The sequence below is a fragment of the Ignatzschineria sp. RMDPL8A genome, from assembly GCF_029815055.1.
Classification (GTDB): Bacteria; Pseudomonadota; Gammaproteobacteria; order Cardiobacteriales; family Wohlfahrtiimonadaceae; genus CALZBJ01.
The window spans coordinates 1,636,012-1,648,847 of sequence record NZ_JAPPWA010000002.1; the positions used below are offsets into that span (position 1 = coordinate 1,636,012).

The window sequence follows — 12,836 nt, forward strand, 5'->3', positions numbered from 1 at the left end:
CTATTTGGTTAAATCAATATAATCACGGAGGATTTCCACCGCTTCGTCAAGGAGCACATCCACTTTGGTCTTTTCGATTAGATCGGAATAGGTGCCATCTTCATTTTTGAACTCTTCTAAGGTCAGCGCCTTATATCCATAGAGTTCACGCAGGCGATTTTGGCGTTTTAAGACCACTCGCTCCTTGTCTCGTAATTCTTTTTTGCGCGCTTCTAAATTGAGCGAAATTTTCTTGGTGCGCCACTGCTCATAGAGATTATCCGCTTGCTTTTTAAAGAGGATATTGCGCTCATTACTCTCAAATCGCTCACGACTTTTCGCTTTTAAAATCGCTAAATTCTCAATCACATCGGGGCGATAATCGGATGCAGGTTTAATGCGATCCCACGGCAGAACGTAATGCTCTTTCGCCTCGCCAATCTCTTGGGGATCATATAGGCTTGGGAATTCGATATCGGGCACCACCCCTTTTTCTTGCGTTGTTTCACCGCTCGCGCGATAAAAGGTTGCGATGGTGACTTTACTTTGCCCCGGCTTTTCTGTTTTAGAGAGCAGCGCTTCAAGATTGAGCATGGTCTGCACGGTTCCTTTTCCAAAGGTAGTCGATCCCGCGATAATCGCGCGCCCTTGGTCCTGCATACTGCCGGCAAAGATCTCACTTGCGGAGGCGCTTAAGCGATCGGTCATCACCAATAGTGGCCCATCGTAAAGCTGTTTATCATTAGAGCTTTTTTGCAGTTCAATACGCCCATCAAAATTGCGCGTTTGCACGATGGTTTTATGCGGGTCTTTCAGGAAAATTGAGGATAGATCGATCACCTCTTGCAAAGAGCCCCCGCCATTGCCGCGTAGATCGATAATTAAGCCATCAATCGGCGCTTCTTTTTGCATTTTAGTAAGCAGATTTTTTACATCGCGGGTGGTACTGCGGTAATCTTTTTTCCCTTGATGATTGCCTTCAAAGTCACTGTAAAACGTGGGAAGTGTAATCACGCCAATGCGATAAGCACCGCTTTCATTTGCCCCGTTTTCATTCGCTCCGTTGTCATTCTCGAGTACTTCTACGTTGCCGGTACCTACTTCTACATTGGCAGGTTTAACGGCCTTTTCCGATAACACGGTTTTAATCTCAGATTTTGCCGCTTGTTTATCAAGTTTGACGGTATCGCGCACAATACGGACAATTTTCTCAGGGCCTTTGCCTTTATTGCCTAAAATTTGCAGGCGCACCACCGTCCCTTTCTTACCGCGAATTTTATCGACGACTTTATCAAGACGAAGGCCGGCGATATCCATAAACTCACCATTATCGCCTTGAGCAATGCCAATAATTTCATCGGCAACGTTCAATTGTTTGGTTAAATCCGCAGGCCCGCCCGGCACAATCTCCATAATTTTAACTGCATCTTCATCTTGACGGAGCACCGTACCGATCCCCTGTAAGGATAAGCTCATGCCGATGTTAAAATCTTCCATCTGCTTGGCAGAATAGTAACCTGAATGAGGGTCAAAACTGCGGGCGACCACATTCATAAAGAGATCAAAAATATCGTCTTTGGTGTTTTGCGCTAAACGTTCACCGCGGACTTTATAGCGCTTCAAAAGGCGCTCTTTTGCATCCTCTAGAGTGCGATCTTTATCGGAGACCATCAACATAATTAATTCATTTTGCAGACGTTCACGCCAGATGTTATCGAGCTCTTTTTGGTCTTTCGCATAGGGAAGTTCACTGCGGTCGATATAGATTTTCTTATTGCTCGCAAGATCAAATTCTTCGGTTTTTAAGAGATTTTCAACAAACGCAGTGCGCTCATCAATGCGTTTAATGAGCTGCTCATACATCTGAAATGGCACCATTAAATTGGAGCGGCGCAGATAATCGTCAAAATATTGCGAGTGTTTATTAAAGGCATCGATATCCGCCTTCACAAAAAAGACCCGCTGCGGATCGAGTGAGCGGAGATAGGTATTGTAAATCCGCATTGAGAGATTATCGTCAAAGGGGAGTTTACTGTAATGATATTTTGTTAAAACGACCGAATGCGCGGCACTGATGCGCTGCTGTTTATAGGTCGGAATTAGATCCTCTTCAATCGCCGCAAGCGCCGTACTCTGGACGGCAAACCACGTCATTAAATAGAGGACAAAGACTTTAATCCAAATGATCGGCTGTTTTTTTCTCATTATTTCCCAACTTTACGGATCGTTCACACACAGATTAATAATTTTGGTCGATTTTCAGATCAACATTGTCGCATTATGCCATTCTTTTCAGAGCGATACGACCATCTATTTCAAATTAATATCGCTTAAAAAAGAATCAACAATGGATTCCTTTCGAGGGGCTATAGCAAAGAAAGCCCGTTACAAAAGCGTCATATTAACGCCTCTTTATAACGGGACAGTCTCGACTATATTGAATCGATTTGAGTCTATATTAGATTATAGGACGTCTAACTCAAATTTTTTCATGAAGTTTGTGAGCGCAATCACGCCTTCAAGGGGCATTGCGTTATATAGACTTGCACGCATACCGCCAACGGATCGGTGTCCTGCAAGATAGATCAGGTTGTTTTCTTTCGCTTTTTCTAAGAAGAGCGCATCATATTTCGCGTCCGCTAAGATAAAAGGCACGTTCATTTTTGAGCGCGCATCGACATGTACCGGATTACGATAGAGATGGCTCTCGTCGATGGTTTTATATAAAAGTTCCGCTTTACGGTTATTCACTTTTTCCATGGCAGCCACTCCGCCGCGCTCTTTAACTTTACGAAGGACTAAATTCATTAAGTAGATAGCAAATGTGGGCGGCGTATTGAGCATCGAGCCTTTTTCATTTTGGATCGTGTAATTAAATACATCCGGCGTGTAAGGACTTGCTTTTCCAAGAAGATCTTCACGGATAATCACAATCGTTAATCCCGCAGGCCCGATATTTTTCTGAGCACCGGCGAAAATCATGCCATATTTACTCACATCAATGCGGCGCGAGAGAATGTTTGAGCTCATATCCGCAACCACCGGAATCGGTGAATTTTCGATATCGTAGCAGAACTCCACCCCATTAATGGTCTCGTTTGCACAAAAATAGAGATACGCACTCTCAGGATCAATATTCGTGAGATCGCGCTGACGGGGAATGCTTAAATACCCTTCCTCTTTAGTGCTATAGATAACATTGGTTTTAGCGTATTTTGACGCTTCCGCAATCGCTTTTTTCGACCATGAACCGGTCTCAATAAAGTCGATCTGTTTTTTATCGCCAAGTAAGTTCATTGGAGCAAACGCAAATTGCCCAAGACCGCCCCCTTGCATGAAGAGAACGCGATAATTAACCGGAATATCAAGAAGCTCACGAAGGTTTGCCTCACACTCTTCAATCACGGCGGTAAATTCCTTGCCGCGGTGGGATACTTCTAGGATTGAGGCATCTTGCCCTTGCCAATCAAGAAGTTCTGCTTGCGCCTCTTGCAACACATCTTCGGGCATCATCGCAGGTCCTGCACAAAAATTATATGTTTTTCTCACAAATTGCTCCTTATCGATAGATCTACGCTAGAATAAAGTCCTAAAGTAGTTATATTACTACTTGGTTAAGGATATTTCACAATATTCTTATAAAAACTCTTAAAATCAGAAAGCTTTCTGCTAGAATAGCTCTCTTGTATATCAGAATAAATTTATAGATCATAAAGGTAGCCAAATATGTCGTTAATGGGCAATGATATCCAGAATCAATTAGTTCCTATGGTGGTTGAGCAAACGGGACGCGGCGAACGCTCCTATGACATCTACTCTCGCCTCTTAAAGGATCGAGTGATTTTCCTCGTAGGACAAGTGGAAGATCATATGGCCAATCTGGTTGTGGCGCAGCTGCTCTTTTTAGAAGCGGAAGACCCCAATAAAGATATCCACCTCTATATCAATTCTCCCGGCGGCTCAGTGACTGCGGGAATGGCAATCTACGACACCATGCAATTTATTAAGCCCGACGTTTCAACAATGTGTATCGGTCAGGCCTGCAGCATGGGTGCCCTATTATTAACCGCGGGCGCTGAAGGCAAACGCTTAGCCCTTCCCAATTCACGGGTGATGATTCACCAACCCCTTGGCGGTTATCAAGGTCAGGCCAGTGATATTGAAATTCACACCAAAGAGATGCTCACCATTAAACGTCGTTTAAATGACATCATGGCACATCACACTAAAAAACCCCTAGAAACCATTGAAAAAGATACCGATCGCGACTACTTCTTAAGCAGTCAGGAAGCGGCCGACTACGGCTTAATTGATCGTGTTGTCACTAAGCGATAAGCCCTGCGCGAATTGCGTTGATTCGACTTTGATCGCCCAGCTTTTTTGGGCGTTTTTACACTAAAATTATTGTACTAAAATAATAAATGCGTAAACAAAAAGTGAATCCTACTAAACACGATCCTTTCACCTTGTATTAAAGAATTAAGATGACTAAAGAGACAGATAAACCCACTAAATTATTAGAGTGTTCTTTTTGTGGGAAGAACCAAAATGAGGTGCAGCGCCTCATTTCAGGCAACCGCGTTTACATCTGTAACGAATGCGTTGAGCTATGCAACAATCTTGTCGATGAGGAAGAAGAGGTGGTTTATAGCGATGAACCGCTTCCCACTCCCAAAGAGATCTACGCCGTTTTAGATGAATATGTCATTGGCCAAGAAGATGCGAAAAAGAGCCTCAGCGTTGCGGTGTACAATCACTATAAACGCCTTGAGAGCAAAGCCGATAAAGATGCCGATGTGGAGCTTACTAAGAGTAATATTCTCTTAATTGGCCCCACCGGTTCAGGGAAAACGCTTTTGGCAGAGACGCTTGCGAAAACGTTAAACGTCCCCTTTGCCATTGCCGATGCAACAACGCTTACTGAAGCGGGTTATGTCGGTGAAGACGTTGAAAATATTATTCAGCGATTGCTGCAAAGCTGTGACTTTGATGTGGAAGCAGCTGAAACGGGCATTATCTATGTCGATGAGATTGATAAGATCACTCGCCGTAGCGAAAACCCCTCCATCACTCGCGACGTATCGGGCGAAGGCGTTCAGCAGGCGCTGCTTAAAATCTTAGAAGGCACGGTAGCATCGGTATCTCCATCGGGCGGGCGTAAGCACCCAAATGCTGAGCTTGTCGATGTGGATACTCGCAACATTCTCTTTATCTGTGGCGGTGCGTTCGCAGGACTTGAAAAAGTGATCCAGCAACGTCAAAGCAAAGGCGGCATCGGCTTTACTGCAGAAATTAAAGAGAAAGATGATGAGAAAACCACCTCAGAGATCTTTAAAGAAGTGGAATCTGATGATCTGATTAAATATGGACTGATTCCAGAATTTATCGGTCGTCTCCCTGTGATTACCACCCTCGATGATCTCGATGAAGAGGCGCTGATCAACATCTTAACGCAACCGAAAAATGCGATTGTCAAGCAGTTCCAATATCTCTTTTCAATGGAAGAGGTTGAGATTGAATTTACGGACGAAGCGCTCCGTGCGATTGCAAAACAGGCGATGGCGAAGAAAACCGGTGCTCGTGGATTACGCTCGATTATTGAGCAGCTTCTTCTTAACACGATGTTTGAGCTCCCTTCGGCCGAGAATGTTGAAAAAGTGATCGTGACCGAAAAATCGATCACTGATAAACTTGATCCTGAAATTATTTATCGCAACTCATCAACACAAAAGGATAATAACGAAGGCGATTCGCTTTCTAAAACCTCATAATTATGACTGATCAACTCAATAGTACACCCCCTATCTCCATGAGATTTAGGGGGTTTTTACCCGTCGTTGTCGATGTTGAAACCGGCGGCGTTAATTGCCAAACGGACGCACTTTTAGAGATCGCCGCAACCATGCTCGATATGGATGAAACCGGCAAAATTTTCCCCGTGGAAACCGTCTCAGCGCACATTGAACCAGCGAAAGGATTACTCATTAATCCGGAATCGATGAAAATTAATGGCATCAAGCTCGATAATCCGTTTCGCTTTGCGATTACTGAAAAAGAAGCGCTCATCAAGATCTTTAAACCGATCCGTGAAATGGTGAAATCTCGTGGATGCACCCGCGCCATTTTAATTGGTCATAATGCGCACTTTGACTTAGGCTTTTTAAATGCAGCGATTGAACGCACTGGCATTAAAAACTCACCGTTCCATCCATTTTCGGTGATCGATACCGTGAGTCTTTCAGCGCTTGCCTATGGACAAACCGTACTTGCGCGCGCGATTCACGCAGCAAAGATTGAGTGGGATCCCGATTCAGCGCATTCGGCCGTTTATGACACCGAAAAAACCGCCGAGCTCTTCTGTAATATTGTTAACAAGTGGCAGGATCATATCGGGTATAATAACTCGATGTTTAATAACGATTCTGCGCCCGCTTATATTCAATCGTCACACAATATTGGCGACTAAGCGTGTATCACTAACGACACTAAAGGATGATCTAAGATGTTTACTCAGCTCAATCAGTCGCTCAACGATACCTTATCAAAACTCGGCGCGGCACGTTCATTACTGAGCCGCGTTAATATTGGCCTTGAGCGTGAAACGCTCCGCATTGATGAAAAAAGTGGCCGTTTAAGCAGTACGCCTCACCCAAAAGCGATCGGCTCTGCCCTCACGCATTCCAATATCACTACCGACTTTGCCGAGATGATGCTCGAATTTGTCACCGATCCCCACGATTCTGTGGAGGAAACACTCTTATCGCTCGAAAAAATTCAGGAATTTACCTATCGCCGTCTAAACGGTGAGCTCTTTTGGCCAAATTCGATGCCGCCTGCCATTGAAAGTGATGATGAAATTATCATTGGCTATTATGGCGAATCGAATGAAGGGAAAATGAAACATACCTATCGCGTTGGATTAAGCCATCGCTACGGTAAAATGATGCAGGCGATCTCCGGCATTCATTATAATTTTTCCTTTAAAGATGAGTTTTTTATCGCACTCCAAAAAGCGCTCGGTAATACGCAGACACTTAATCAGTTTAAGACTGAACGCTATCTTAATTTAGCGCGCAACATCGCCCGTGTTGGCTTTGTGGTGCCCTACTTTATCGGTGCATCGCCCTTAATGTGTAAGAGCTTTTTACGCGATAAGCCCAATAAGTTTGATGATTTTAATGAAGTCGATAGTTATGTGAAATCGGGCACCTCGCTTCGTCTTTCCGACATTGGCTATGGCAATAATAAATGCCATTTTGATGTATCGCTGAATGATCTCAATTCCTTTGTGAAAAATATCTATTATGCGATTACCACCCCTTGCAAAGATTTCTCGAAAATTGAGATCAAAAAAGAGGGAAAATATCAGCAGATCAACAATCATATTTTACAGATTGAAAATGAGTACTACTCGAGCATTCGCCCAAAACAGATTATGAAGAAAGGCGAAAGTTTTATTGAAGCGCTCAACAATCGTGGCATTGAATATGTTGAACTGCGTTCGATCGATATTAATCCTCTTGTCTCCACCGGAATTGATCTGCCAGCGATGAAGTTTTTACAAGCGCTTTTAACGGCTTGCCTCTTAACTGATGCCGCGCCACTTGATCAAAAAGAGTACGAACAGACGCAGCGAAACTTAAAACTCGTCGCGGAAAATGGAAAGCGTGATGATTTCCATCTCACTATTGCCAATGAAGTGTTCGAATTACCCGATGCGCTTCAAAAAGTGATCGACTGGATGCGCCCAATTTGTGAGCAATTAGAAAATGGGTTTTCTGACGCCCTTTCGCACTTTGAAAAAATGATTGAAAATCCGAAGCTTACGCCCTCTTCAATCATCCTTGAAAAAATCCAAGCAAGTGGATTGACTTACCAAGAGTACTTCTTTAAAGTTGCGCATCAACACTACTCAGAGAATATGGAGTTTAAAGTGAGCGATGCGGAGATGGCTCTTTTTGACGAAAAGGCAACGGCATCCCTTGAAAAATTAGCGGCGATTGAAGCCGAACCGCAAATTCCATTCGATGAGTTTTTAGACAACTATTTTGATATTTCGTTATAAGGACTCGTAACGCTGTGACCCCCCATGTAAATATTGGTTCGCCCCTTCTCTACACAATCTTTGGGATTGTCGTCGGGATTATGATTTTGATCGATATGTTCGCGCTAAAAACAACGGGCGATCATAAGGTCAGCTTTAAAGAGGCACTCGGCTGGACGCTCGTTTGGATTACCGTCGCGCTTCTCTTTAACTTTGGACTTTGGTGGTATTTAAGCTTTCATATGCCTGAAAGTCTTCACGTTGCCGAGGATCATCAAGCCTTTGCCAACACCGTTGCCCTTGAATTTTTAAGCGGTTACGTCTTGGAAAAATCGCTCTCGATGGATAACATCTTCGTCTTCTTACTGATTTTTGGCTACTTCAAAGTCCCCAATATTTACCAGCGTCGCGTCTTAGTTTATGGCGTGTTAGCGGCGATTGGCCTGCGTATTTTAATGATTTTAATCGGAAGCTTCTTGCTTGCCCGCTTTGAGTGGATTCTCTATCTTTTTGGCGCGTTTTTACTCTACACCGGAATCAAAATGCTCTTTGGCCATGATGAAGATGCCGACCTAAGCGACAACAAACTGATCAAGATCACCAAGAAGTTTTTCCGCTTTACGGAAGACTACGATAAGGAACATTTCTTTACTAAAATCGATGGGTTACGCTATGCCACCCCGCTCTTTTTAGTCTTGGTAATGATCACAATCTCTGATATTATTTTCGCTGTAGACTCTGTTCCCGCAGTATTTGCTGTGAGCCGCGATCCCTTCATTGTGATGACCTCAAACGTCTTTGCTCTTTTAGGGTTACGAGCGATGTATTTCCTGCTTGCGGATATGGCGGAGCGCTTCCACCTCCTTCAATATGGATTGGCATTTATCCTAATCTATATCGGAGCGAAAATGCTGGTGCTCTATTTTGATATTCATATCCCGACCGGATTATCGCTTGGCGTCATTTTGGGAACACTGGTGATTACCATCGTCCTCTCTTTAGTGACCCCTCCTAAAAAGAGTTCATAGTTTCGGAGTCTCGCCTCGGCGGGACTTTTTTATTGACCCTTGCTAACACATGTTTAGGATGCACCTCAAATGTTAGAAAAACTTTTTAAACTTAAACTTCATAATACGACTGTGCGAACAGAGATTATCGCGGGGATTACCACCTTCCTCACGATGGCATACATCATCTTCGTCAACCCGCAGATTCTCTCAACCACGGGCATGGACTATAACTCTGTCTTTATGGCGACCTGTATTGCAGCAGCAATCGGAACGCTCATCATGGCATTTGCAGCAAACTATCCGGTGGGCATGGCGCCGGGCATGGGCTTAAACGCATTCTTCGCATTTACGATCGCAGCGCCCGTTGCGCACGGCGGAATGGGCTTTACCTGGCAAGAAGCACTCGGTGCGGTATTTGTATCGGGCGTGGTGTTCTTACTCTTAACGGTCACCGGTGCACGCCGCTGGATTATCGATGGGATTCCTAAATCACTGCGCGCTTCTGTTGGTGCAGGGATCGGGCTGTTCTTAGCTTTTATCGGTCTACAAAATGCAGGCATCGTTGTGGATAGCCCTGCAACGTTGGTATCGATGGGGGATCTAACTCAGCCTGCTGCGCTCTACTGTATTTTAGGCTTTTTCATCATGGTGGTGCTTGACCGTTTAGGCGTTAAAGGCGCTATCTTAATCGGTGTACTAGCGGTGAGTGTCCTCAGTTTTGTCTTAGGTCATAATGAATTTAAAGGCATTATGTCAACCCCACCATCGATCGCGCCAACCTTCTTCCAATTGAGCTTTGAAAAAGTGCTTCACGGCAGCTTTATCCAGATCTTAATCGCGCTTGTATTAGTGGAACTCTTTGACGCAACCGGCGTATTAATGGGCGTTGCAAAACAAGCTCACTTAACCGATAACAACGTTCCCGAAGCGAAAAAACGTTTTAACCGTGCTCTTTTCTCAGACAGTACCTCAATCCTTGCGGGTAGCTTCTTAGGAACCAGCTCGGTAACAGCGTTTGTTGAATCTTCAGCAGGCGTTCAAGCCGGGGGTCGTACAGGATTAACCGCGCTAACCATTGCGGTTTTATTCTTGCTTGCGATGTTCTTCTCACCGCTTGCCGGTTCAATTCCTGCCTACGCAACCGCCCCTGCTCTTGTCTATATCGCAGGGCTGATGCTTCGCGAATTAACGGAAGTCAATTGGGAAGAGGCAACGGACGCAATTCCTGCAGCGCTTTTAGTATTAGGGATGCCATTTACCTACTCGATCGCTACCGGGTTTGCCTTTGGATTTATCAGCTACGTGGTGTTAAAAGCCTTTACCGGACGCTTTAAAGAGATTCACCCCGCAACGGCGATTGTGGCGTTCCTCTTCTTTATCCGTTTTGCATTCTTTTAACGCAAACGAGCCATAAATCAAACGGATTGACTACAGTATTGGTAGCCATCTGTGTATACTTAGAGGCCTCCTTTTTGGAGGCTCTCTACGTTATAAATCCCTGATAAAAACGTTATAAAATAGACCTAAATCCCGTTAACCTTTCCCCATTTGAGATTAGCGCATGAACCAACTACTCACCGCCACCTACCGCTTCCTCTTTAGCCATGACTTTAGTTTTGGGCTCCAGAAAGCTGTGGGCATTTTTCTGCCGGTGGGGCTACTCTATCTTGCCAATCTCTACTATCCCTTTGGCTTTGATTATCCGCTCATGCTGATTGTGGGCTATGGAAGTTTAACCATTGGTATTTCCGATCAGATCGGCCCTTATAAGCATAAACGCAATGAGCTTTTAGCGAGTTTAGTGGCGATGATAATTATCTCGCTTCTCTTCTCCTATCATAAAAACTTCTCGATCGGGATGATCGCAAGTTTAACGCTCGTCACCTTTTTAAGTGGCTTTGTCTCCAATTTTGGCCCACGCTTTAATGCGATTGGCTTTGTGCTTGTATTTACCGCAATGATGGCGGCGCGCACCAATGAGCACCCCTACACCTACACCCTCTTTTTCACGATTGGGGCGGTGTTTTACTATATCTATACCCTGCTGATTTCACGGATTTTTGAGCGCCATATCATTCGGCACAATCTCTCAAATATCTACTTTTTACTCTCAAAACACCTTAAAAACCTGTCGGCCTGTTATCGTCAAAATAGCGATATTCAAAAAGAGTTTAAAAAACTGATCGATTCACAAACGAGCCTACTTGAAGAGTTACAGCTGCTTCGCGATCTGCTCTTTCGCCTTGAAAACCCCAATCACGATAAGATCAAAAAGATGATCTACGAGCTCATCACCCTAATTGAGATTCGTGAGGTAGCCCTTGTTCCCCATCAAGAATTTAGAACGATTCGTCAAGTATTCCCCAATACCGATATTCAGATTTTCTTCCGTGATGCCTTTTCAAAAGCGGGTAATAACCTTGAAGAGATGGGACTCTATACGCTTCGCGCCGGCGAGATGCTTAAACGTCTTGGCTTTAAGGCGGAACTTCGTGCGCTCGAATATGAGCTTGAACTTCTCCGCCGTGAAAATCCCGAAGGAGAACGCTTAGAGGGCTATCAAGTTTTAATCGGTCACTATCGTAAAGTGTGGTCACTATCACGCCAGCTCGAAAAGCTCCGCTCGCTCTTAATTGGTGAATATATGCCCGATGAAGAGCTCAGCCAAAAAAGTTTTTCCCGCTTTTTATCGCACTCCTATTGGTCGCGTGATTATATTCGCAATAATCTTAAAATTCGCTCCAACGTGATGCGCTTTTCCATTCGCTCTGCCGTTGCCATGTGTACCGCGCTCCTGCTTGTGAAAGCGACGAGTTTTATGTCCCATGGATTTTGGATTGCCTTTACCCTGTTAAGTCTGATGCGCCCCGGATTTAGCCTCACTAAAGAGCGGAGCCGCAACCGAATTATTGGCACTTTTGTCGGCTGCGTCGTCGGGGGACTTTTGATCGCGTCCAAAATTAATCCTGTGGGAATGCTCGTCATTATCTTTTTCGCCGTTGTCCTTAATAACGGATTAATGCGAGTTCACAATCAGCTCAGCATCGCCTTTACGACGCTCTACGTTCTAGTATTATTAAACATCGACCGCGATTTAACCGCGCTCCAAGGTTTAGGGCTCGCGGGCGAACGCATTATCGACACCGTGATTGCCGCGATCATTGCCGTTGGCTTTAGCTATCTATTGCCTTATTGGGAGAAAAACACCATTCCCGAACACCTTGCAAAAATCAAAGAGAATCTCTACGGCGTCTTTTTGAGCATCGAAAAGGTGTGGATTCGTCACGCCGCCGATGATGTGGAATTTAAATATTGCCTTCGTGAAACGCAAACCTCCATTGTGGATTATTCCAATTCGCTCACGCGCATGCAAAATGAGCCCAAAAAGATTCAAACCTATAACCTTTCCATGCTCAATGACGAGCTGATTATGTTCCAATCGCTCCTCGCTCAGCTCTCTTACCTTGGCTATTTGATGGAAGACAGCAAAACCAAAGCGGAAGATATTCCAGAATTTTGTGAGATTTTCACGCTGATTAAAGAACGTTTTAATCCGGCAAATCACCCTGATCAAGATGATCCGAAGCCCTTTACCATTCGGGAGCTCAAACCGCTTATTTGGATGCTTGAATCGCCTCAATCGGCACAAAATAGCCATACCGACTAAGGGCAGATTAAGGGCCTGATAGAGAAAGAGGCTACCGAGATCAGTTCATGGGCCTTTTATGGACCATTTCCAGCAAAAATCATTGCATAACTGACTGCTTCTGTTTACTATTGGTAGAAGAATATTCTTTTTATTG

9 protein-coding genes are annotated in these 12,836 nt (G+C 44.5%); 7 read left to right on the forward strand and 2 right to left on the reverse strand.

The features are described 5' to 3' along the window. Positions 1-2,184, reverse strand: a complete 2,184-nt coding sequence (locus OXI21_RS08890; protein WP_279619218.1) for a carboxy terminal-processing peptidase — start codon at positions 2,182-2,184, stop codon at positions 1-3. Between the two features lie 258 nt (positions 2,185-2,442). Beyond that, the gene (gene serC, locus OXI21_RS08895) at positions 2,443-3,528 is read right to left on the reverse strand and encodes a 3-phosphoserine/phosphohydroxythreonine transaminase (protein ID WP_279619219.1); all 1,086 of its coding nucleotides are present in this window, start codon (positions 3,526-3,528) and stop codon (positions 2,443-2,445) included. A gap of 186 nt (positions 3,529-3,714) precedes the next feature. On the opposite strand from serC, the gene clpP reads away from it, so the two are divergent. The 7 genes from clpP (at position 3,715) to OXI21_RS08930 (ending at position 12,700) form a co-directional block, all read left to right on the forward strand. Continuing rightward, positions 3,715-4,314, forward strand: a complete 600-nt coding sequence (gene clpP, locus OXI21_RS08900; protein WP_279619415.1) for an ATP-dependent Clp endopeptidase proteolytic subunit ClpP — start codon at positions 3,715-3,717, stop codon at positions 4,312-4,314. A 149-nt stretch (positions 4,315-4,463) separates the two neighbouring features. Continuing rightward, positions 4,464-5,750, forward strand: a complete 1,287-nt coding sequence (clpX, locus tag OXI21_RS08905) for an ATP-dependent Clp protease ATP-binding subunit ClpX (RefSeq protein ID WP_279619220.1) — start codon at positions 4,464-4,466, stop codon at positions 5,748-5,750. Positions 5,751-5,752: 2 nt separating this feature from the next. Beyond that, on the forward strand, positions 5,753-6,445 hold the full coding sequence (rnt, locus tag OXI21_RS08910; protein WP_347815495.1) for a ribonuclease T: 693 nt from the start codon (positions 5,753-5,755) through the stop codon (positions 6,443-6,445). Positions 6,446-6,481: 36 nt separating this feature from the next. Continuing rightward, positions 6,482-8,044 carry a glutamate--cysteine ligase gene (gene gshA / locus OXI21_RS08915; protein WP_279619222.1) on the forward strand — a complete coding sequence of 521 codons (1,563 nt, stop codon included), beginning with the start codon at positions 6,482-6,484 and terminating at the stop codon, positions 8,042-8,044. Between the two features lie 14 nt (positions 8,045-8,058). Continuing rightward, complete coding sequence (locus tag OXI21_RS08920; RefSeq protein WP_279619223.1) at positions 8,059-9,051, forward strand: TerC family protein; 993 nt, start codon at positions 8,059-8,061, stop codon at positions 9,049-9,051. Positions 9,052-9,120: 69 nt separating this feature from the next. Beyond that, complete coding sequence (locus OXI21_RS08925; RefSeq protein WP_279619224.1) at positions 9,121-10,431, forward strand: NCS2 family permease; 1,311 nt, start codon at positions 9,121-9,123, stop codon at positions 10,429-10,431. 163 nt (positions 10,432-10,594) lie between these two features. Next, positions 10,595-12,700, forward strand: coding sequence for an FUSC family membrane protein (locus OXI21_RS08930; RefSeq protein ID WP_279619225.1), 2,106 nt, complete (start codon positions 10,595-10,597; stop codon positions 12,698-12,700). The last annotated feature ends 136 nt before the right edge of the window (positions 12,701-12,836 follow it).